This window comes from Methylomonas defluvii (assembly GCF_033949435.1).
Classification (GTDB): domain Bacteria; phylum Pseudomonadota; class Gammaproteobacteria; order Methylococcales; family Methylomonadaceae; genus Methylomonas; species Methylomonas defluvii.
In genome coordinates this window covers 39,456-62,320 of the sequence record NZ_JAXARY010000029.1, presented here as the reverse complement: position 1 = coordinate 62,320, position 22,865 = coordinate 39,456, and the positions used below count along the sequence as shown (strand labels likewise).

15 protein-coding genes are annotated in these 22,865 nt (G+C 47.4%); 6 read left to right on the top strand and 9 right to left on the bottom strand.

Annotated features, from left to right (window positions below; genetic code table 11):
* Positions 1–961, bottom strand: a 961-nt coding sequence (locus tag QLH52_RS22155; RefSeq protein WP_319962981.1) for a YecA family protein, incomplete at its 3' end; no start/stop codon positions are given.
* A gap of 217 nt (positions 962–1,178) precedes the next feature.
* Between QLH52_RS22155 and QLH52_RS22150 the strand changes: the two genes are divergently transcribed.
* Both QLH52_RS22150 and QLH52_RS22145 read left to right on the top strand, forming a co-directional pair.
* Complete coding sequence (locus QLH52_RS22150; RefSeq protein ID WP_313731107.1) at positions 1,179–2,117, top strand: DNA-binding protein; 939 nt, start codon at positions 1,179–1,181, stop codon at positions 2,115–2,117.
* A 33-nt stretch (positions 2,118–2,150) separates the two neighbouring features.
* Complete coding sequence (locus QLH52_RS22145) at positions 2,151–2,312, top strand: hypothetical protein (RefSeq protein ID WP_319962980.1); 162 nt, start codon at positions 2,151–2,153, stop codon at positions 2,310–2,312.
* A 332-nt stretch (positions 2,313–2,644) separates the two neighbouring features.
* Here the strand turns inward: QLH52_RS22145 and QLH52_RS22140 are convergent, their stop codons facing one another.
* Positions 2,645–5,665, bottom strand: coding sequence for a bifunctional diguanylate cyclase/phosphodiesterase (locus QLH52_RS22140; RefSeq protein ID WP_319962982.1), 3,021 nt, complete (start codon positions 5,663–5,665; stop codon positions 2,645–2,647).
* Positions 5,666–5,757: 92 nt separating this feature from the next.
* Between QLH52_RS22140 and QLH52_RS22135 the strand changes: the two genes are divergently transcribed.
* Positions 5,758–7,005, top strand: coding sequence for an IS256 family transposase (locus QLH52_RS22135; protein WP_319962979.1), 1,248 nt, complete (start codon positions 5,758–5,760; stop codon positions 7,003–7,005).
* Here QLH52_RS22135 and QLH52_RS22130 read toward each other — a convergent pair.
* The 3 genes from QLH52_RS22130 to QLH52_RS22120 all read right to left on the bottom strand — a co-directional run bounded on the left by QLH52_RS22130 (position 6,959) and on the right by QLH52_RS22120 (position 13,036).
* Positions 6,959–8,050 carry an MASE1 domain-containing protein gene (locus tag QLH52_RS22130; RefSeq protein ID WP_319962978.1) on the bottom strand — a complete coding sequence of 364 codons (1,092 nt, stop codon included), beginning with the start codon at positions 8,048–8,050 and terminating at the stop codon, positions 6,959–6,961. The genes QLH52_RS22135 and QLH52_RS22130 overlap by 47 nt on opposite strands.
* Before the next feature lie 205 nt (positions 8,051–8,255).
* Positions 8,256–10,106, bottom strand: coding sequence for a GGDEF domain-containing response regulator (locus QLH52_RS22125; protein WP_319962977.1), 1,851 nt, complete (start codon positions 10,104–10,106; stop codon positions 8,256–8,258).
* A gap of 2 nt (positions 10,107–10,108) precedes the next feature.
* A complete protein-coding gene (locus tag QLH52_RS22120) occupies positions 10,109–13,036 on the bottom strand; it encodes a hybrid sensor histidine kinase/response regulator (RefSeq protein WP_319962976.1) in 2,928 nt (975 codons plus the stop codon).
* A gap of 239 nt (positions 13,037–13,275) precedes the next feature.
* Here QLH52_RS22120 and QLH52_RS22115 point away from each other — a divergent pair, with 239 nt between their 5' ends.
* Together QLH52_RS22115 and QLH52_RS22110 are read left to right on the top strand one after the other, a co-directional pair.
* Entirely contained in the window at positions 13,276–14,571 is a 1,296-nt protein-coding gene (locus tag QLH52_RS22115) for a methyl-accepting chemotaxis protein (RefSeq protein WP_319962975.1), read from the top strand.
* A 351-nt stretch (positions 14,572–14,922) separates the two neighbouring features.
* Positions 14,923–18,237: a bifunctional diguanylate cyclase/phosphodiesterase gene (locus QLH52_RS22110; protein WP_319962974.1), complete on the top strand. Its 3,315-nt coding sequence runs from the start codon at positions 14,923–14,925 to the stop codon at positions 18,235–18,237.
* A gap of 159 nt (positions 18,238–18,396) precedes the next feature.
* On the opposite strand, the gene QLH52_RS22105 is transcribed toward QLH52_RS22110, so the two are convergent.
* Positions 18,397–19,233, bottom strand: coding sequence for an HDOD domain-containing protein (locus QLH52_RS22105; protein WP_319962973.1), 837 nt, complete (start codon positions 19,231–19,233; stop codon positions 18,397–18,399).
* A 16-nt stretch (positions 19,234–19,249) separates the two neighbouring features.
* Complete coding sequence (locus QLH52_RS22100) at positions 19,250–21,145, bottom strand: GspE/PulE family protein (protein WP_319962972.1); 1,896 nt, start codon at positions 21,143–21,145, stop codon at positions 19,250–19,252.
* A 620-nt stretch (positions 21,146–21,765) separates the two neighbouring features.
* Between QLH52_RS22100 and QLH52_RS22095 the strand changes: the two genes are divergently transcribed.
* Positions 21,766–21,975 carry a cold-shock protein gene (locus QLH52_RS22095; protein WP_313731092.1) on the top strand — a complete coding sequence of 70 codons (210 nt, stop codon included), beginning with the start codon at positions 21,766–21,768 and terminating at the stop codon, positions 21,973–21,975.
* A 58-nt stretch (positions 21,976–22,033) separates the two neighbouring features.
* Here QLH52_RS22095 and QLH52_RS22090 read toward each other — a convergent pair whose 3' ends face one another.
* Both QLH52_RS22090 and QLH52_RS22085 read right to left on the bottom strand, forming a co-directional pair.
* Positions 22,034–22,348, bottom strand: a complete 315-nt coding sequence (locus tag QLH52_RS22090) for a type II toxin-antitoxin system RelE/ParE family toxin (RefSeq protein ID WP_313731090.1) — start codon at positions 22,346–22,348, stop codon at positions 22,034–22,036.
* Positions 22,348–22,620 carry a ribbon-helix-helix domain-containing protein gene (locus QLH52_RS22085; RefSeq protein ID WP_313731089.1) on the bottom strand — a complete coding sequence of 91 codons (273 nt, stop codon included), beginning with the start codon at positions 22,618–22,620 and terminating at the stop codon, positions 22,348–22,350. The genes QLH52_RS22090 and QLH52_RS22085 overlap by 1 nt, the downstream gene beginning before the upstream one ends.
* Between the last annotated feature and the right edge of the window lie 245 nt (positions 22,621–22,865).

Sequence of the window (22,865 nt, the reverse complement as noted above, 5' to 3'; positions counted from 1 at the left end):
ACACTTTGATTCGATCCTGGCGTTTGCTGGGATGAATACTGAGACTTTGCCGTGTCAGCCCATCTTCGCCTACAAATATACGGCTCCAACCTGCATCACGATTGCCTTCGATATCCGCTGCACTGGTCAAGGCCTGGTCCAATGCGTCCCAGTCCAGAACCCGGTAATGATCAGTCACGAACAGCAGCGATTCACCCGTGACATGATCAACCACTGGCGGCATTTCAAAGACCCTGACAAATAACTGGAGCCAGTGAAACGGAATGATGGCACCAGTGATTTCCTTGGCGAGAGCCGAATCCGGCTCGACGCCCTCTAATTCGTCTTTGAGTTCTTCCAACAAATCCCAGCTTTGTTGGCGGGGGAAAGAGTAAACGGCGCCGGACAGTTCAAAATGCGCGTCAAACGGCACGATGCGTGCCGCGATCAGGTCGTACCGGTTGGCTTGTTGTGAGCCCGATTTTTCCTGGACGAGAACGGGTGGGCGTTCGGGCAGCATCACATCCCTTAATGTCAGGCATTTGCCGGGCACCACCGCCACAATTTCGTAAAGCCTGAGGGGGAGGGCTGTTAGACGCTCAAGCCATTGTCGCTGTTCAGCAGACAATAGCGGACCACCTTTTCCAAGTAACAAATCCGCAACACGATAGTCCTGGTCTTTGAGGGTCAGCACGCCATCTGCCAGCAGCCATTCCATGGCATTGATCATAATGCCGGTATACGAGTCCTCGGGTAGGTCCTGAAGCCCGGCATATTCATCGTCGTCGAGTCCACCAAAAAAACCTTCATCGAGCCCGGCATGGGCCGGCTGCTCATACTTCGTGAACAGCCACTGTATGGCTTTCGGGACAGCTTCAGCCCGATCATGCGCAATCTGGGCGTCTGCTGTCTTCAAGCAGCACTGCTTATATTTTTTACCGCTGCCGCAAGGGCAGGGATCGTTTCGGCCTAGTTTTTTCATGTCAGGGTGACTTTAAGCCAACCCCAGGATTATTGCATTGAAATTTTTGCAGCATAGCCCGGCAACCCGACACGACTTTCTTCCTTTCCAATTACTTTCTTTATAGTTGTTTTCTTTCGTTGTTTCTTGTTTAATTCATTACTTACTTTATTTCCTTATTACTTAATTTCTTGATTTGTGCTAGACTATGCGCACAGTCAAATTGATGGAGGTCGTCATGAAAGAAGCGTTTGATTCCGTCGTGGGTCGTCCCGCCGATATAACCAATGAGCGCATTATTGAAGCCGGCGAGGCATTGGTGAGGGCCAATCGGAATGTAACGGGCTTTGCATTGCGCAAAATCACCGGCGGTGGCGATCCCAAAAGACTTAAAGAAGTTTGGGATAAGCACAATGTCAGTCAGTCGGTGACCAATGCAGAGCCGGTAGCAGAGCTGCCCGTAGAGGTCGCTGAAACCTTGGCGGCCATGACCAAGGCCTTGGTGGACAAAATCAACGCGCTGACCGTGGAGTTAAATGACAAAGCCGTCAAGACCCAAGAGCGCCGGGTGGCGGATGTCTTGCGGGCTGCGGGCGAACAGCAGGCCCAGGCAGAGCGCGAACTTGCCGATGCCTCGCAAGCTGTCGATGAGTTAGAGGCTATGCTGACGGAAGAACGGTCCAGGGTAGGTGATTTGGAAAAACGTCTGGCCGAGGTGTTAGCGGCTGATCAAGCTAAAGCGGTTGAACTGGCTACCTTACGTGAACGGCTAGAGGCGGTCGAAAAAAACGCGAAGGTAGTGGGCGAGCAGCATGCTGCCGAACAAGCACAATTCCGGCAAGCATTGGCGGATCAAAAGCGGGCGGCACAAGAATTGGCGGTAGAACGAGATAAAGTGAAAACGGAACTGACTAAAGTACAGGCTAAGGCGGAAGCCGCCGAAGAGTCCCATAAGGAAGAGAGAAAAAGGGCTGCCACTGAGCTACAGCGAGTCGCCGATAAGCTGATAAAGCTTGAGGCGGAAAGAGATGGCGCCAAAGGGGAGGCGGGTAAAACCCGAGAAGAGCTTGCCAAGCTAACAGGCCAATTGGAAGCCATGAAAATCCAGGTCGCTCAGTTGATGCAGGCCATTGGAAACCAGCAACCGGAAAAAACCGAAAAACCGAAAAAGGTATAAGGCATTTTGTGGCTAAAAACGGAGGGCTCAGTGATGATGAACGTGAAGCTGATTGTGGATTTCGAACGGGAACCGATGGTGTTGGAAGGGCTACGTTCCGATGGCAATGGCCGCTTCATCAACAATCCCACCGGGCCGAATTGTCGCAATCGACCCATTCCTGTCGCCCATTTTTTTTATAGCCTACGACTGTAGTGTTTCCTTTAACCGACATTCAAGCATGCCGTAAAATGACGTTATAAACCATTAGGCAAAATATCAATTTCTGCGGCAACTTTAGATTGGTAGGTACAGCCAAATAATTTGGCTTTCATTGGATTTGTTACCATGCGTTTTAGCGTCGTCTGTTCGGGTGGGCATATATTCGGTTAGAACGAACTCGGCAAAATGGCTGATCGGCTGGTATTTTAAGAATATTCGGATGAGTATGGCTGTAATGCTACAAAGGATCATGATTTTGAGTGTCTTGAGCAGCCGTCTTTTTTGAACGGTGCAGAAATTTATTTTTGACACATCAATGTCGCCTGTTACAAATTCAGTAACTGTTGATCAATGTCTTCATGAATTATTTGTAAATCAGAGAAATAATGCTGGGCGGTTTCAAACTCACCCTTAATAACATGATGCTTCAAGGCAATACCATGCTGCAACAGTTCTTTATACGCTTTCGAAATCTTTTCCAGGATCTGTATGGGGTAGATGGCATGTTGTTGGGCTCGCTTAAGCCAACGACCAAAATGACTCTTCTTACTGTTCATCACTGGCCAACCGGGTTGATGTGTTGAGTCCAGACAAGCATGAATTTGATTTAACCATTGCCGGAGTTCAATTCTAAAAATCGTTATCAAGGCTTTTTCTGCACTGATATTCTGTTCGACTAACAGCGACCAGCTTGAATGTGGCTGATAGCCTTGTGTCCAACCAGCAATATCATCAGCCGGCATGGGTTTAGCGATAACGAATCCCTGGGCTAATTCACATCCCATCAACAAAAGCACATTAACCTGATTATGGTTTTCTACCCCTTCAGCGACTACTTCACGATGAAAAGCATCACTAAGACTGATAACACTCTCAACAATTGCAAAATCATCCGGGTTGCCCAGCATATCCCGAACAAAACTTTGATCGATCTTTACACAATCGACGGGTAAATGCCGTAAGTGGGTGAGGGACGAGTAACCGGTGCCAAAATCATCTAAAGCGACTTTAACGCCAAGTTGGTCACGACAAGCTTTGATGACCTTGTTGACGGCGGATAGTTCGTCCAGCGCGGTGCTTTCCAAAATTTCTAATTGAAAAAATTGTGATGCTAATTGGGGTTGGGTAGCCAGAGTTGCATCCAAATGTTCTATAAATCCAGGAGATAGTAGATGATAACCGGAAATATTAATACTCACTTCAAGCGACAGACCTTGATTATGCCATGCGCCCAATTGTTGCCAAGCCTGCTTGATAACCCAGTTACCTACCTCTATCTCAAGATGACTGGCTGTGATGATTGGCATAAATAGCAAGGGTGAAATTAGTCCACGTTCAGGATGTACCCAATGAATAAGCGCTTCGACCCCCACTACTTGGCCCGATTTAAGGTTAACCTTGGGCTGATAATACAGGCAGAATTGCTGCCCATGAAAAGCCGTTTTTATATCATTGACTTGTTTATGGCGATCAATCTCTTGCTGATTTTGACTCGCATCAAATAGGTGGAAGCGATTTTTGCCTGCCAATTTGGCTTGATACATCGATTGATCAGCATGACGTAATAATGTGTCTGGGTCACTATCATCCAAAGGATAAACAGTAATACCAGTACTTACGCCTATGGTTATGGTTTGTTCGTTGATCAAATAAGGTTCTAAAATCGCCTGATGTATGCGTGAAATTGCTAGCTTGCTCTCTTCAATAGACCGCAGATCACTTAACAGTACCGCAAACTCGTCACCACCATGTCGAGATACGGTATCTGCTTCTCGCAACGTTTGTCTGATGCGATCAGCCACTTCGATCAAAACCTGATCGCCGACATCGTGTCCAAACTCATCGTTTACCGGTTTAAATCCATCCAGATCAAGAAAGCAGATGGCCAATAGGGATTGGTCACGTTTGCTATGCGCTAATGCCTGTAAAAACCGATCTGTAAATAATGTTCGATTAGGTATTCGTGTTAAAGGATCAAAATGAGCTAATAACTCCAACAGTTGTTGTTGCTGTTTGCTCTCGGTGATGTCGGAAAACAAGCCCAAATAATGAATTATCTGTTCTTGTTCATCGCACAGAACAGAAATGCTCAATAATTCGGCAAAAAGGTCGCCATTTTTTTTGCGATTCCAGACTTCACCCTGCCAGTGCCTATGCGTCTTCAACGAGTTCCACATGCCTTGAAAAAAATCTGGACTGTGGTTGCCGGATTGTAAAATATTCGGATTCTGACCTAGAACCTCATCTCGACTATACCCTGTAATTTCACAAAACATAGGATTTACATCAATAATGATGCCATCGGCATTCGTAATGACAATACCCTCGTGCGCTTCTCCAAACACCCTCGCCGCTAACCGTTGACTTTCTTCGGCTCGTTTTCGTTCAGTGATATCGCGCGTCACCGAAAGCATGGCAATAATATCGCCAGTGGTATTGCGCATGGGTACGGCATGGGATTCCAGCCATCGACGCCTGCCTTTTAGCGTGCTGATCTCAAACTCAGTAATCACGGACTGCCCAGAAAATACCCGTTGAAGCATACCGGCAAATGCGGTTCTATAGTTTGGGAGTACCCTCTCGGCAAGGCATGTCGCTTTTAGTTGCTGTAAATTGTCCGCTTCAAGCATATTAAGTCCTGCTTGATTCATTTGTAATAAAGAGCCGTCAAGCGCAACAACCTTGACACATTCTGGTTGAGATTCCACGACTGTGCGTAATTGTGCTGCTGATTCACGTGCTGATTTTTCGGCGACTCTTAATTCCGCGGTGCGGATATCGACCAATGCTTCGACATGCGCCCTTTTCCCACTGATAGTCAACAATAGTACGCTCAACAAACTGGAAAAAAATAGGCCACCCGATAAGGTCATCCACGGCAAAGCAGTGCCATGCACTGCCAGAAAATGATTGTCGGGACTGATTACTATTTTCCATGTCCGATCGCAAAACTTAAATTGGTGTTCCCAAATTTTTAAGCCATAGCTAGCATTCAAGTCACTCGTCGTGTTTTTATTGTATAGATTGGTTTCCTGGGTGGCTGGGTTAATATCGTCGATTCGAATAGAAAAATTCTGGCTATCAAGTCCTTTCAAAGCGGTTTCGACCAAATTAGCCGTTAATATAACAGCAGAAATGAAACCGGTAAGCTGCCGAGTCGGTGAACTTTGAAGGTGGGTGTACACCGGTATGGAGAGTAAAACGGCAATACTGGCATCCGTGCGCTGCATTAAAAATAATGCATTGGACAGGCTGGGTTTGTCGTATTTTTGAGCTAATAGTTTCGATTCACGACTGATAGGATTGGTTAACGAATCAAAGCCAAAGACTTTTTCATTCCGAGCTATAACTGAATCTGGTGTTTGGGGTTGAAGAGAAGCGGCGTATCTGGTTGATTATTTGTGACCAAACAAAACGATCAACCGAGGAATACGCCACGATGAAGAAGAGTAATGTAATCGACTTATCGAGTCGAGAAGAGAACACCGATCCATTGACCGATCTGATCCGACAAGGAGCTCGCAAGCTGATTGAACAAGCGATCGAGTCCGAGTTAGTGGCCTATCTGGAAGCCTTCCGAGAAAGGAAGCTGAGCGATGGACGGTCAGCAGTGGTTCGCAATGGATACCAACCGGAACGTGAGATACAAACAGGCATCGGCCCGGTATCGGTGAAAGTGCCAAAGGTCAGGGCGAAAGATGGGCAGGCGACGACATTCCGTTCCGCACTGGTACCTCCTTATGTGCGCAAAACCCGCTCCTTGGCAGCGGCCTTGCCCTGGCTGTACTTAAAGGGTATCTCGACCGGCGAAATGGACGCGGCGCTGGAAGTGTTGGTGGGCACGGAAGCCAAGGGTTTGTCGGCCAGCACCGTGGCGCGTTTAAAACAGGAATGGGCGGCAGAATATGACGTTTGGCGAACCAGTCGTCTGGACCGCGACCAATGGGTTTATATATGGGCCGACGGCATTTACAGCGGCCTGCGGGCGGAAGATGCCAAACTGTGTGCCTTGGTCATCATCGGTGTTAACGAACGCGGCGAAAAACGCTTTCTGGCCATCGAAGACGGCGTCCGTGAGTCCACCCAGAGTTGGCGGGAAGTGTTGCTGGGGTTGAAGGCGCGAGGCATGAACAGTCCCAAGTTGGCTATTGGCGATGGCGCGATGGGTTTCTGGGCGGCGCTGGACGAAGTCTACAGCGACACCCGGCAACAACGCTGCTGGGTGCATAAAATGAACAATGTGCTGAATCGCGTTCCGCAATCGGTACAACCCAAGATGAAACAGTCGTTGTACGATATTTGGCAGGCGGACAGCCAGAAGAACGCAGAACGCGCCTTCGACCAGTTTGCCACGCTGTATGAGGCCAAATATCCCAAGGCTGTTGAGTGTTTGAATAAAGATCGGTACGAACTGCTGGCGTTCTATGATTTTCCGGCCCAGCATTGGCAAAGTATCCGAACGACCAACCCCATTGAGTCGACCTTCGCCACTATCCGCCATCGGACGACGCGCGCCAAGGGCTGTTTGTCGCGGAATGGGATGCTGCACATGCTGTTCAAACTAGGACAAGCCGCTGAAAAAACCTGGCGACGCCAACGGGGATTCGATTATCTTGCCAAGGTGATTACTGGTGTCCCATTTAAGGATGGCATTGAAGTAGAAAACACAAACCGGATCGCCGCTTAATCAATGCTTGAACACCACTTTTGACAATAGCTCTTTCATTCCCTTTCATAGGTTCAACAAAAGTGATTGGAAAATATTCGGCGCGATTCTCTACCGCCCGGAGCGACCCATCAATAGTTTGCTCAACAACTTTAAAGTGAGGGTAACCTTCTGCCTGAACAGTTGATTCAAATTGTGAGAGTTGATCTTGGCGGACTCGTGGCAACCATTCCAATGCTTGGATCTCTGGATGGCGTTCGAGTATAGATTGCGTAAATAATCCGAATTGATGTCGAGTAACTTGATTCGAAGCCATGTAAAGCCCTTTAATTGTCAGGGCGTTATCGATGATATTATTGCCGTATTCAATCAGTAAACGATCAATTTTATCGGCCTGATTGTCGAAAATCATTTGTATTCTGATCTTTTCGGCTTGATAGACTTGTATAAAAACTAAAGCCAAAGCAAGTAGGGTTGCTAGAAGTGGTAATGCGACTTGAATCCGGCGCGCACGCCATATTTCTCGAGGGAGGGCGAACACACAAAAAACTAAGGGGCAGACGATCAATACGCCTAAGCTATCGCCTACCCACCAGTTCAACCAAGCGCTTGCGATCTGACTCTTGGGTAGCAAATCGACGGCAATAATGCTGCAGACACCAACACTAGCGGCTATTAGGCAAGATAGTGGACCCGTCAAACTAAAAAACAGTAGTGTTTGCCGCGCATTATCCAATTTAGGCACACCGGGGCCGATCAATGTTGCAGAAAGCCAGTGCCCCACACAGGCTTGCAGGGTTGAACCTAAAGAAATCAGGCAAAATGAGATTAGAACGGCAGGGGTGAAATTGGCATTGGCCAAATAACCGGCCAAAAATTCATTGGCCATTGATCCAATCAAAATTGCCGGCCATAATTTTCGCCCCCATAACATCATCGCCGCCAATGCGAAGCCAGCCGGAGGCCAAAGCGGGCTGGCGTAACCTGGAGGCACTGCCATTTTCAAACCCAACCAACCGGACAAAAAAATTACAATGACGAGCGCAATCAATCGTAAAACTATCACAGGTATATTATTGTAATTATTGAGGTATATAGAGTGCAGTGACTAATGACTCACGATCTATTCTATGGGAATAGTACCCCATTTAAACCACAGGTAATCGCCCTATTTTCAAGATTGGAAGAAAGCATTCATCTCATCTTTCTTGCCTGTTTTAAATGCTCAGTTCTGAAATTGTGGGGCTGACACTACATACTATTAAGTGTATTTAGTAGGACGCTAACTGGGTCGCGTTACGGCCACTCGACTTCACTTGGTATAAAGCCTGATCCGCGAATTTGATCAGTTCATTCCAGCCGGTTTTATGCCCCACGGAACAGGCAACACCAATACTGACGGTAATACGCCGGGGCAAGGCCAGGTTTTTAGGCTGACAGGTTTGAATGAGCTTGCGGATGCGTTCGGCTACCAGTACCGACGCATTTGCATCCGTATTTGTGGCGATCACCAAAAACTCTTCCCCGCCGAAACGACAGACAATATCCGAAGCCCGTGCAGCCGATTTCATGAGTTTGGCGGAATGAACCAATACTTCATCACCTGCATCATGCCCCAAAGTATCGTTAACCGTTTTGAAATAATCCAGATCCAGCACTAAAACGCTGATGGGGCGTTTGTAACGTTTTGCAGTCTCCCATTCCTGATTTAGACGTGATAGAGCATAGCGGCGATTGGGAATTCCGGTCAGTATGTCGGTGTTGGCCATGATATTCAAACGGCGATTGGCGGTTGCCAACTCGGCATTGGCGCGTTGAATATCTTCCTTGTCCTTTTCCAAGGCGAGTTGCATATTAGCAATACGTTGCCCCGCGCGAATCCGAGCTAATAGTATTTTGAGATTGACCGGTTTAGTGACATAGTCGTCAATGCCGTTGTCGAACGCTTCTACTAATTCATCTTCGGTTTCGGCAGACGTCAACATGATAATGTATAGGTTTGTACCTATTTCAGAACTACGCAGGATTTTGCAAAGCGCTAGTCCATCCATGGGTTTCATGCGCCAATCAGTAATTAGCAGCTGTGGTTTATGCTCAAGCACCTGTTTTAATGCCGACGCTCCGTCACGACAGGTTTCGACGCGATGCCCAGCCGAAACCAATTGCTTGGATAAACGGGTCAACATCAAGGGATCATCATCCACCAACAACAAATCTAACCCCTGCAAAACAGGCTCTTGCACAGCTTTGACTTTAGGAAAGGCTTTGCGTACGTCGGTTTTAATATCGATGAGCTTGCCCCATGCATGCCATTCCTGCAGGGTATCGTTTAGGAATTGGGTAAACGTTTCGCCTTCAAGGTTATGTGAAACTGCGGCCTGTTGTAGCGCGTCCATTAATTGAGTACGCGTGTCATCATCTGCCACGCAATAGTGTGTCAGTTGCCGCGCAAAACCCAATTGACTCGCAAAACGTGTGGTTCGGGTCACCTCGGCCAAAGCGGGACCAAAGCTCTGTTGCAAGGCATCAATAAATATACCCGGCAAGCCCCAATCTTTTAGTAGCATGATGGATAGCTGTTTGTGATTGACGGCAAACCGATCATACTCCAGCCTCAGTAACTCATCCCCATGCGCAGTCGTTAAGCATTCGGCGAACTCGACCGGCCAAACTGTGGCTAAAGCCAGTTCGCCAATATCCGCCAACAATCCCAAGGTAAAAGCTTCTTCGGGCGATACCGTGCGTTCACGGGCAGAAATCGCTGAAATGGCAACCGCCATGGCAAGTGACTTCATCCAATAAGAGGTATAATCAAACGCCGTGCATTGCCCTTTTTGATTCTTACTAACCAATGACAAACTGAGAGCGAAATTACGGACCGGTTGCATCCCCATCATTTGTACGGCGTCGGCAATATTGGCAATGGGGCGATGTGCACCGAAGGCAGCCGAATTGGCGAAACTCAATATTCTCGATGTTAAGGCGGGATCAGTTTTCACTGTTGCCGCGAGTTGCTGTAACGTGCAATCGTCTTTTTGGACCAATTGCATGATGGTTAACGCAACTCCGCTAGGAGACGGTAGACGTTCACCCGATTTGAGTTCATCAAACTTGAATTCCATGGTCACAGCAGGATCCCTTGTTTTTGTTGTAAAGCGTTCTGCAAACGATTAACCCCATCGATTAATTGTTGCGTCAGCGGTTGGATGTCGATCAACTCGCTTTGGCGTGCACACTCTTCCAAGGCGGCTGCGGCTAACATTATAGTGCTGGCAGAAAAATGCCCCGCCATGCCTTTAATCGCGTGGGCAGCATCGGCCAAGGCAGGCAAATCCTGTCGAGCTAAAGCGTCAGCCAATACTTCCAGCCTAGAAGGCATATCCTGCTGAAATAAGGTGATCAGCTCCTGGAGAAGCGCTTGATCATCATCCAGATTTCTCAACGCAGTCTCTTCATCCCATATTGAGGTAATCGTAACTGTACTCGTTGAAGGCGATGGGTCTATGTGCTGTAATTCATCCAATGTAGGCTCAACCAACCAGTGCGCCAACACTCTGGCTAGTTCATGCCTGGCAATTGGTTTAGTGAGAAAGTCGTCCATGCCGGCAGATAAACATTTGTCTTTCTCCTCGATAGAAGCGTGTGCGGTTAAGGCAATGACAGGGGTTCGCCTACTGGTCGCGGTAAATTCTTTGCCGCGCAAGGTACGAACCGCTTCATAACCGTCCATGACGGGCATTTGACAATCCATCAACACCAAATCGTAGGTTTTCCGGGCCAGCCTATCCAACGCTTGCTGTCCATTTTCTGTCAAATCGGGGGTGCAGTGAAATTTGCCCAGCATGGCTAGAATGACTTTTTGATTGACTATGTTGTCTTCGACTACTAACACCTTTTTATGACTGTAATCGGACAAATTTGAGGCGACCGTGAACGCTGCAGATGCCTGGTTTTGGTTAGTCATTTGCAAAGCGCTGGTAATGGCATCGAACAACTGTAGTTGCCTGACGGGTTTGACCAAGGTTTGGATAAAACCCAGTTCGAGGCGTTCGGCCTCGGAATTCAATCCGCCTGACGATAACAATATTCGTGGAATGCCGGCAATAGTGGGGTTTTGGCTAATGCTACGGGCTAATTCGCAACCATCCATGTTCGGCATATGCAAATCGGTTAGCACGACGTCGAATGGTGTCGAGACATTCTCAATGCCTGTCAGCAGTTCTAATGCTGCATGCGCACTTGCAGCTTCCGTAACGGCCATCCCCCAATGCACAAGATAATGCTGCAAAATTTTGCGGTTTGTCGCATTGTCATCCACAATTAATGCGCGTTTACTTGACAAATCGATTACCGGCAACAACTCGGTACCAGAGACGGCTTTTAACGGTACACTGAACCAGAAATTGGCACCTTCGCCTTCCGCGCTCTCTACACCCATACTGCCATCCATCATGTTGACTAGGTTTTTACTGATGGATAAACCCAGCCCGGTGCCACCAAAGCGGCGGGCGGTTGTACTGTCTGCCTGCGAAAAAGGTTGAAACAAACGGGCCTGAACCTCTGGACTGATCCCAATGCCGGTGTCTTTCACCTCAAAACGCACCAGGGTTTTGTCGTTCATTACTTCTTTGATGTAAACCTTCACGGCGACTTCGCCGTGCTCGGTAAACTTCACCGCATTTCCAATTAAATTGGTCAACACTTGCCGAATCCGATTGGGATCGCCTTGCCAGCGATGCGGTGAATCGGGCGGTAAAAAGCAATTAAGCTCTAGATGTTTGGTGTGCGCTGCCGATGCGATTAAGGCACATACCTCTTCGACCAGTAGCGGTAGATCGAATTCGATGCATTCCAATTCGATTTTACCCGCTTCCAATTTGGAAAAATCCAGAATGTCGTTGATGATGGCGAGCAAAGACTCTGCGGAATTGCTGGCCGTTTCGATCAAGTCGTGCTGCTCGCGCGTCAGTTCAGTATCTTTGATAATATCCAACATTCCCAACACCCCATTCATGGGGGTGCGAATCTCATGGCTCATGTTGGCTAAAAATTCAGCTTTCATTTTAGCAGCTTGCTCGGCCGCATCTCGCGCTGTTTCCAAGGATTTCTTAGCTTGTTCTTGCAGTATAGTCAATGCAAGCATGTCGCCCACCTGCTGAAGCATGTTCAGCCGGGATTCAAGTTTTACCGGATACGGATCAGTGTACAAAAACAAAATGCCTAACGTGGCACCCGCCGAGACTATCGGTACAATATAGTGGCCATGCGCCTGCATACCTTCAAAGGTATGGTCGTGACGTGGATCGCAAAAGCAATCATCGGAGACCGTTAATTCCTGGGAAATAGCGGCTCGACCACACAAACAAGCACCATAAGGAATACGCTGTTCTCTGCGTATAAACTCTTCACTAAACTGACCATGCAGGACAAACATATCCAGAAAATCCAACTCGGGGTCTTTTAGAAATACCCCCCCTTTGCGCTGTAAATCGAAGGCTTTTAGATCGAATAGGCAATTCAGCACTTGAGTGAAGCGCTGCTCTAACGGCAAGGACTGTTGCAAAATTTCCGATATCGAGAGGCGTGCCGCGGTGTCCGCATGCTCTATTAAAATAGCCTGTTCTTTATCCACCTGTTCGCTGACATCGTGTTGGATTTGCACATAGCCCAAGAGTTCGCCTAAATCATTACGGATGCTGGTAATGTTAATTTCCGCCCAAAAGTCGAGCGGGTCGGGTGGCGCGGTTTGTCCGGCTATTAGAAAGGGCTTGGGGCCACGCCGCCGATTTAGTAAGCGTCCACTCCAGGGCCTACCTTGACGCAAACACTGCTGCATTTCGGACAGCATGATCGGATTGGCATTGGCGCTATCGAATAAAGTGGGCGGCCTCCCTAGAATTTCCTCTTCTTTCCAACCGGTATAGACGCATAAAGCCGGATTGACATACTGAATGCAGCCATGCTCATCCGTGATAATAATCATTTCATTGCTGGCATCCAGCGCTCTTTTTAGCGTCAAGAGCTGATTTTCATTTTCTTTGCTTTTACTCATCGAATAGTCATCTGCTGTTCGAACTTACGAATATTTATTTCAATGGGCACCATTATTAGCGGCGCAGTTTCAGGTTTGGCGTTAGCATGCTTTCGTTTACTCGCCGAAACCGAACATTAATGTTAGTCGAATTTAACGTTTATGTTGCCAAAAGTCATGCTTATCATGCTCTATATAGTATTGTTGTTTTCGAGTTCTTGACTACTCTATTTGTTGCACATCATTTTTAGTGGGACATCATGGACAATACCCTGAATAAGCAACGTTCCAGCACATTGTTTTTTCCAATCGCAAGCATTTTCGTAGCTATTGCGCTGCAAGGATGGTTACTAAATACAGAGAACCAAACTCTATACGCCATCCCTAAACTAGACGTTTTTCTCTTTGGAGAATTAGTCCTTGTTGCAGGAACACATTATTTAACCAGGCGCTATTTTGTTAAACGATTAAGCTCTGGGGAAGATTATTTTCGAGCTATCTTCGATTCTGAACGTATCAATCTGTCTTTTCGGGTGCCCATCAATAAAAATGATGTGCTGATGCATTTTTGGTCAACTCTGAACGAAATCATGCAGCACAGCGAAGCAACGATCTCTGAAATGAGGCGTACTGTTTCGCGATTGATTCCAATGGCAGAAGAATTAACGGATACGTATAGTTCAAATACGCAAAAAGCGGCGTTGCAAGCGCAAATTAGTCGGTCAGTGATTGATGCAATCAATGAAGTTCATGAATCCAATCAATTGGTCAATCAGCGCGCCGACGAGATTGCCCGTTCGGCACGAACGGGATTGGAATGTCTCAATTTGAATCAAAGGTTGATTCATGAAATGGTTTCGAGCATCGATCATTTATCGAATCAACTCCACTGCGTTTCACAGCAAATCGAAGCATTACATCAAAGCAGTGAAAGAATTGGTCAGGTTGTTAAAATTATTAAAGATATAGCTGACCAAACCAATTTATTGGCACTGAATGCCGCCATTGAAGCAGCCCGCGCCGGCGAACAGGGACGTGGTTTTGCCGTCGTAGCCGATGAGGTCAGAACTCTGGCCGCACGGACAAGCGCATCAACTACCGAAATTCAGAAAACGATCGAACTCATTCAAAAAAGTACCACCTCTGTCGTCAACACCATGTCAGCCAGTCAATCGGCCATGCAGGAATCCATTACAAAATCGAAACTCGCCGAAACACAACTCGAAGAAATGCATCAGTCTACAGAACATATCAATGAAGCGGCTAATAATATTCGACTCTCTATTGCTGAACAAACAGTATCCGTAGAAAGAACACGCCATGCTTCTGACGGGTTGACTGAACTCAATGCTGAGGCATTAGAAGATTCGAAAATTCATACACTTTCCGGCAATGATTTGATTAAGTTAAATGGGGCGCTCAAACAAAATTTAGAAAAATTTATAGTTAGCGACTCATCGTGGTCTACACAAAAACGAAGTACAGCTCGACTGGTTCAAGAAGACAATACAATGTCAAACTCTACTGAAAGTACTGGGGATGTCGAGCTTTGGTAGATCGCTTTTAAGGCCTGGTGCCACAATATGCCACGCAGACGCAAAATTGGTTATGGCGTTGTTATATCAACCAGCACCACAGTAGACAGTAATGTTAAATTTTTAACTGGCTATATTTTGTGGTTTTTAAATTAAATCAATGGACTACAATTATTTTGAATGTAGTCGGCTGAGAGAGCGGAAAAACCCGCATTAGCTTCAGATTCTCCCTAATAGTGATAAGAAACGCACTTCACTACGGGTATTTCAATCGTGCTTAGGCTTCAACTTCCGAGAGGAAAGCATGAAAAAGTGTCGAAAATGCAAACGTAAAACTTGAAAAAACTCGCCATCAATAACCGGTAAGTTGTAATGGAATATACCTACAACATCAATTTAGTTGCTATTTCTGTAGCGACAGCATGGACTTCGTGTTTGATATGCTTTGAATATCTGCGGAACGGGCGACTGGTGGGGGGAGCGATAACCTTGGGCAGCGGTATCTGGTGTATGCATTTTCTTGGCATGCTTGCCATGCGTACGCCGGTTCCTTGTAGTTATGACATCAAACTCACACTACTCTCTTACGGCATGACTATCGTCGGCATCCATCTCGGACTGACAGTGGCGTTGAGGTCCGAAAACACAAGGCGCATTTATTATGCTGCGCTCCTCATGGGCAGTGCCTTGAGCGCCATGCAATTCCTTGGTATGGCATCTTTAAAAATGACGCCCCCAATTCTATATAACTTTGGTCTGATCGCCAGGTCGTTAGCCATTACTTTTAGCGTCGCTTATGCCGTCTTGTGGATATTTACTCGACTTGATCAACTGCATAAACTCAATAGTATCTTATCCCTCGTTATAGTTTCTCTGCTTATGAGCATTGCTATCAGCGGGATGCAATACTCAGCCATGGCTGCAGCTCAGTTTACTACAGACGCAACGTGTGAAGCGGGTGCCCTTAGTATGGGCGCCCAGTCGTTGACGACATTGGTTGGCGGGGGCGGTATGTTATTGCTTGTCTACTCTGTACTCATATTTCTGACACAGCCGGATACCAAAATCTGGATCATTTTACTGCTGATTTTCACTGGCGAAGTGTCGTTTATGGCGATACTAGAGCACTCCGGATTGCTGGTACAGTTGGGGGTTGGGGGCAGTGTCATTGATGGCTTGGTGGTGGTTGGGCTTGCATTGCCGGCTTTACGAAAATGTAAAAATATTACGTGTGCGCTGAATTTTGAACGACAACAATTACAAACTCTGATCAACACCTTGCCGGATCTGGTATGGCTGAAAGATATCAATGGCGTGTATCTTAATTGTAATCAACGTTTTGAACGATTTTTCGGCGCCAAAACAGCCGATATTCTCGGCAAGACCGACTATGACTTCGTCGAACAGGATCTGGCGGATTTCTTTAAGGCGAATGATGAGGCGGTTATCCGACAGGGTTGTGCGTTAGTCAATGAAGAAAGGATCACTTTTGCCGAGGATGGACACAGCGAATTGCTAGAAACCACAAAAGCACCGGTATTTGATCAGCAAGGCAAAATGGTGGGCGTGTTAGGTGTGGGGCACGACATCACTAAGCTTCGGCAGGATGCTGAATTACTTAAACAGCGCGAACAACAGCTACGTGCCATCATTGACCATGCCCCCATAGGTATCTGGATGACAAACGATGACGGTCGCTATTGTTTTGTGAATAAAACCTTTTGTGATGCGGTGGGTATCACGGAAAGCCAATTTCTGGCGGCCGAGCAGCTAAATGACTTATTGGGCGAAGAGGTTGCCCGCAACTGCATTCAATCTGACATCGAATGCATGGCGCAAGATACTCCTCACATCTCCTACGAAACTTTATCTTTTGCCAATGGCGAACCGCATATACTAGAAATTACCAAAGTCAATCTGTGCGCGGCGACTGGCAAAACGCGAGGTATCATCGGCATTGCCTCGGATATTACCGAGCGGCTAAAAAACCAGGAAAATTTGAAATTAGCGGGTAAGGTGTTTAACCATGCTCGGGAAGGTATTATGGTAACCGATATTAAAGGTATCATTATCGAAGTCAACGACGCCTTCACACGCATTACCGGTTATAGCCGAGAAGAAGCACTGGGGCAAAACGCCCGAATATTGCAATCCGGGCGACAGTCGCCGGTCTTCTACAAAGACTTGTGGCAAGCGCTTACAACCCATCAGTATTGGGAAGGTGAAATCTGGAACCGGCGTAAAAGCGGCGAAGTATACGCGGAATGGCTCACCATCAGTGCGGTCTGTAATGCCAGTAATGAAATACAGCACTTTGTTGGCTTATTCTCGGACATTACAGCGATGAAAGACTTTCAACAACAACTACAACACATCGCTCATTACGACGCGTTAACCCACCTGCCAAACCGCGTGTTGCTGGCCGAGCGTCTACAACAGGCCTTGATTCATAGTCAAAGGCATCACTCGATGGTCGCAATCGCTTTTCTGGATTTGGATGGATTCAAAGCCATTAATGACCTTCATGGACACGACGTCGGCGACCGGGTTCTAATCACTATTGCCGAACGATTGAAATCTGCACTGCGTGATGGAGACACCCTTGCACGCATTGGTGGTGATGAGTTTGTAGCTGTTATCACCAGCATGGAAAAATTAGCGAACATCGAACTCGTTTTACAGCGATTGGTGTCGGCTGCTGCCGAATACTTAAACCTGGATAATAGAGTACTGCAAGTAACGGCAAGTATTGGCGTAACACTCTTTCCGCAGGACGGTGTAGACGCTGAGCAACTGATACGTCATGCCGATCAAGCCATGTATATTGCCAAACAGGCAGGTAAGAACCGCTATCACCTATTCGATGTGCAGCACGATGCGGCCATCCAGGCGCAGCGCGAAAATCTGCAGGAAATTCAGCTTGGTTTAGAGCGAGGCGAATTCACACTGTATTACCAACCTCAGATCAATATGAAAACTGGCGAGATCGTCGGTGCTGAAGCGTTGATTCGCTGGCAACATCCGTCTCGGGGATTGCTAGCGCCGGGTTTTTTTCTGCCCACCATTGAGAGTCACCCACTGAGTATGGAACTGGGTGAATGGGTCATTGATACCGCATTGGCTCAATTAGCCCAATGGCATGCGGCAGGGCTAACCATCTCCGTAAGCGTCAATATCAGTGCGTACGAATTGCAGCAAGCGGAATTTATTACGCATATTTCAACGATACTGGGCAAGCATTCAGGCATTAACCCCAAGTTTTTGGAGTTGGAGGTATTGGAAACCAGTGCCATTGAAGACATGGCAGACGTATCCGTCACAATGAAACGCTGCCGTGAATTGGGCGTACGGTTTGCTTTAGATGATTTTGGTACCGGTTATTCGTCCCTTACGTATTTGAAACGCCTGCCCGTGGATTTACTAAAAATTGATCAGAGTTTTATTCGTGACATGCTCGATGATCCGGATGATTTAGCTATAGTTACGGGCGTCATTGGGTTGGCTACGGCATTTAACCGGCATGTGATTGCTGAAGGGGTGGAAACCATAGCGCATGGCACTCAACTCCTTTCAATGGGATGTGATTTGGCACAGGGGTATGGTATTGCTCGACCGATGCCGGGTGGGCAGATACCCGATTGGGCGGTTAGCTGGTGCCCCAATGAGGCCTGGATAGCCGACAGTTAATTATGCTGAGTGTCCGCATGGAAAACCGGTTTATAAAAAAGAGCACCTATCAAATTCACGTGTTTTCATCTGGCACCATCGACCTTGCAGGGTGAACTCTAGGGTTGCGAAATGTCCAAAAGGACTTTATTGGTGAATGAACAACTCCCTGTTTTTCACCTAACTCGACAAAGCGGCAGCGTCTTCCAAAGCAATTTCCAGTTCGGCTAGAGTGATCTCCGAGAGTCCAAGGCGAGACGCCTCTTCACTACTCGAAACGACCAGATCGGGTTGCGCTATCGGCGCTATGCCCAGCTTGTACGATACCATATCAGCCACCCTGACGATCAGCTCGACAGTACCGGTTTCCTCGGTTACCGGATGATGATGAGATCCTGCGACGGCGCAATAGCCGTCTGGAAGGTTCCATGATTTTAGCAACCAGGCGCCCTTTGCCTCATGCTGACGCAAAATTACCTCGCGTATCAGATCTTTCGGTAAATTGATGTCAGGCTTATTTACGCGTAGCTCCTCAAGGCACTTGAGGAGCAACAGCTCCCCGATGTCGTGAAATAACCCCGCCATAAAGGCCTCTTCCGCCAGCGATCCGAACGCTAGTCTTTTTGCCAACCACTCGCTGCCCAGCGCAACCGCTACACTATGTTGCCACAGCTTGATCATGTATTGGTTCGCCGCAGGATCTTTAGAGGCAAAAAGGCCTTTTTGCATCACTAGCGTGGCAATCTGTACGATGCGAGCTAAACCGAGCCGCACGATGGCTTCCTTGACGGTGTTGACCGTACTCAAACCGCCATAAAACGATGAGTTGGCAACCCTTAATACCTGACTGGCCAAGCTGGCATCCATCGCGATTTGTTTGGCAACGTCATCTATCGTTCGATGCTCGTCTTTTAAGGCGTGGCGTAGATCGGTGACGGCGCGTGGAAACACCGGCAATGCGATGGTTCCGGACGCGATAGCTTCATCGATCAATTCCGTAAGTGACTTTTCGCTCATGTTGATAGTGTTCCAATCATCGGTTGCCCAGCAGGCGGCGCAGTTCGTAAAGAGGGCGAGGTTTACCAAAACGGGGTAAATTATGGATGACCTCTTGCAATGAGGTAGTTCCAGCAGCAGCCTTGACCAACCCATCTTCTAGCAATGTTACCAAACCGGCGCTTTCCAAGCTGATACGGCGGATTTCGTAGGAAGACTGTCGGCGCAATATCGCATCCTTCACCATTTCGTTCATTGTTAAGAGTTCGAAAACGCATACCCGGCCTTGGTAGCCCGTATAACGACACTTGTCGCAGCCTTTGCCCAACATAAAGGTGCCGCCAGTCAAGTCGTCGAGTGTGATGCCCAGACGACGAAGTAAAGCCGTATCTGGCTGGATAGGTTCGGCGCAGTTACGGCATACCCGGCGTATCAGGCGTTGAGCAACTACGGAAACCACCGTTGACGAAATCAGAAAAGCTTCGACTTCCATGTTGAGAAGCCGCAAAAGGCCGCCAATACTGTCTTCGGTATGAAATGTGGTCAACACTTTGTGGCCGGTTAAGGCTGCTTGAATCGCTGTTTCGGCGGAAAACCGGTCGCGTATTTCACCTAGGACAATGATATCGGGGTCTTGCCTGACGATATGTCGCAGAGTCTCTTCAAAGGTCAAATTGATCTTTGGATTAATCGAACATTGAGCTACTCCATCGATCACATATTCAACCGGATCTTCAGCCGTGACGATGCTAACTTCCGGGGCATTGAGATAATCAACTGCGCTGTAAAGCGTGGTGGTTTTGCCTGAGCCAGTGGGGCCGGTGATGATAACGACACCGGTCGGAACGTCCAACGAATCTTGAACAAATCGCTCTAACATCAAAGGAGCCATGCCGACTTCCTGTATATCCAGTAATTCCGTTTTACGGTTCAACAAGCGCAAGACGATTTTTTCACCGTTGATGGTGGTAAAAAATGAGGCACGCATATCAAAAACACGATTGGTGGCCGCTTGTTCGTATAATACGCGCCCATCCTGATGCCGCCGTTTCTCGGCGATGTCGGCTCCCGCGATGACTTTAATACGGCTAATTAAACCCTGTACGAATTCCAACGAAAAATCTTGATAATGCGCCATGAGGCCGTCAATACGAAAACGGACGCGCAGTTTAAGTTCTAAAGGCTCAATGTGGATATCACTGGCTTCCTGACGTATGGCGTCGTCAAATATTTGGTTGACGATGTTTACTATGGATTGTTCTGCGAGCGATTTCTTGTCCTGGCTAGTGTTACGCTCGTAATTCAGCAAGAACCTGAGAATTTGCGAATGTCGCCCTGCGGCTGGAATAATTTCGGCGCCGAGAACACGGTGTGCAATTCCAGTCGCTTCACTGTCCAACGGATCGCCAAATGCTACTAAGATCCCGTTCTGTTGTTTTTCGATCGGTACAAAACAGTGTTTGTTGGCCGATTTCAGTATTTGTTTCGACATCAATGTCATATCAACTCGGGCTACACTGAGATCGATGACTGAAATTCCCACCAAATCCGCCAATGCTTCCAGCATTTTGGATTCGGAAATCAGGTTGCGTTCGATTAAAATTTCTCCCAGCCGCTTGCGTCCGGGCAATTGCTGTTGGGCTGCTAACGCTTGATGAAGATCGGTTGAGCTAATGTAGCCGAATTCCACCAAAAAGCAACCCAGCTTGACCTTAATAGGATGGCTACGGAAAGCCTGAACGAGTTGGTTGTTGGTGATGTACCCTAAGTCACACAGCACAATCAATATGGGCTTGGCTAATTCCAGTTTTGTCTGTACACGTTGCGCATATTTTAATTGCACCTCATCAATCAAGCCTTGCTCAAGTAATATGTGCAAAAAAGCCTCAGGGAACGCGGCTTCGGAATCGTGGGAGTTGGGCTCGTTTGACACTACGGCATTTCTAAGTTGGACATCTTTAGTTTGTTAAGAAGTGTTGTCGGGAGGTGGCTATAGGTATGCAGTTCAATCGAGATGGTTGAACATTTTTAACAAAAAAAACTGCCATGGCACCCATTCGCCTCGATTCTCTCAAAAAAGTATCGTCGTCGAAATAAAGTCGCCCCCTCAATACCCTAAGAAAGGTAGATGTTGCAAATTAGCTCAATCAAACCGGAGTTTTAGTCACTCGCTCATGGCATCCTGATTAATATAGCTCAAAATCTGAAATAGAGCAGATTATCAAAAATGAAACAAAGTCCTCATCTTTGTAAAGACGGCTTAATAATCGATAGCGGTCCTTCAAAACAGAGATTTTTAAAAAACGGATTGTCAGCTATTGGCCGGGTGTCGACCGTCAGTCTGCTTGAGGCAAGCTTGTTTGCGAATTAGATTAGACGCTAACGTACGTTATCGGGCCCTTGGACTTCAACCGCCTTATAGCCTTATAGCCTTATAGCCTTATAGCCTTATAGCCTTATAGCCTTATAGGCTTTCCCGACTTAAATAAGGGATAATAAGCTTTCCGTTAGTAATAGCACACCAGCAATGGTTTTTTTTAACAAGAGAGATTTATGGCAGCGCAAGTACAAGGCAAGGTAAAGTGGTTCAACGATGAAAAAGGCTTCGGATTCATTGAACAAGATGGCGGTAAAGATGTATTCGTACACTTCAGCGCTATCCAAGGCAGTGGTCGCAAGACTTTGAAAGAAGGTCAACGGGTCACCATGGAAGTAACCAGTGGCCCCAAAGGCCCACAAGCCGAGAACGTCACTCCTTTGTAATCAGATTACATTTTCCGCATAAATCTACGGACGATGCTTACTATCTGTTGAGGAATAATTAACTGTCCAGATCGAACTGGAGAGTGGATTCGTAATCTTGGCCGCCATAGAACACGCCGATAATCGATACCTGATTGGAGTCTACTGTGTAAGCGATAACGGTTCTTTTTTTATAGTTGGTGACTCGTAGCCCTGGTCGAATGTCTTCATGTAGGGTGCTACGTTCTGGAAAGGTCGCTAGCCCTTCGCAGTACGAGACGATGGCACTCGTATAGCGTTCTGCAATTATCGGGGAAGCGGCTGCCGCAATATAGTGGTAAATTGCGACTAGTTGCTCTTCGGCTTCTGGCGTAAAAACAACGGTATAAGCCATTATTCGGTCGCGGCTTTGTGTTCGGCTCTTAGCCTGGCTTTCACCTGATCGACACTCACGGCACGCGTGGGCTCGGCCTTGAGCGCGTCATACGCTGGCCCAACCCGATCATTTAACCAGTTTTCTACTGCTCGATCACGCGCAAGCAAGGCGCGAATCCCATCCCTGATCACCTCGCTTTCGGTGGCGTATTCGCCGGCCTCGACTTTCGATTTAACAATAGCCGCCATTTCGTTTGGCAGCGTGATGCTGAATTGCTGAGTTGTGCGCATAACTCACTCCAAATTTATTGAATAGGATTTAATCCTACGCTTTTTGCGACTCAAAATCATCCTAATATTCGACTTTAAAACTTGGGCTATCTTTCGGCCGGCTATGCCGGGCGGAACTGATCGAAGCGATTCGCAACGGCTCGGTCGCCACCTGGAAGCATTTCAACCTGCACGGGGAGTTCGATTTCTCGGATGAACGAATGGTCGATTCGATGAACTTGGCAGTTCCCAAAAATCCGGACTGG

Excerpts from the sequence above, each read along its gene's own strand:
- QLH52_RS22150 (WP_313731107.1), top strand. The coding sequence starts at position 1,179 with ATGAAAGAAGCGTTTGATTCCGTCGTGGGTCGTCCCGCCGATATAACC.
- QLH52_RS22115 (WP_319962975.1), top strand. The coding sequence starts at position 13,276 with ATGGACAATACCCTGAATAAGCAACGTTCCAGCACATTGTTTTTTCCA.
- QLH52_RS22095 (WP_313731092.1), top strand. The coding sequence starts at position 21,766 with ATGGCAGCGCAAGTACAAGGCAAGGTAAAGTGGTTCAACGATGAAAAA.
- QLH52_RS22135 (WP_319962979.1), top strand. The coding sequence starts at position 5,758 with ATGAAGAAGAGTAATGTAATCGACTTATCGAGTCGAGAAGAGAACACC.
- QLH52_RS22125 (WP_319962977.1), bottom strand. The coding sequence starts at position 10,106 with ATGGAATTCAAGTTTGATGAACTCAAATCGGGTGAACGTCTACCGTCT.
- QLH52_RS22120 (WP_319962976.1), bottom strand. The coding sequence starts at position 13,036 with ATGAGTAAAAGCAAAGAAAATGAAAATCAGCTCTTGACGCTAAAAAGA.
- QLH52_RS22145 (WP_319962980.1), top strand. The coding sequence starts at position 2,151 with ATGATGAACGTGAAGCTGATTGTGGATTTCGAACGGGAACCGATGGTG.
- QLH52_RS22085 (WP_313731089.1), bottom strand. The coding sequence starts at position 22,620 with ATGCGCACAACTCAGCAATTCAGCATCACGCTGCCAAACGAAATGGCG.
- QLH52_RS22110 (WP_319962974.1), top strand. The coding sequence starts at position 14,923 with ATGGAATATACCTACAACATCAATTTAGTTGCTATTTCTGTAGCGACA.
- QLH52_RS22105 (WP_319962973.1), bottom strand. The coding sequence starts at position 19,233 with ATGAGCGAAAAGTCACTTACGGAATTGATCGATGAAGCTATCGCGTCC.
- QLH52_RS22090 (WP_313731090.1), bottom strand. The coding sequence starts at position 22,348 with ATGGCTTATACCGTTGTTTTTACGCCAGAAGCCGAAGAGCAACTAGTC.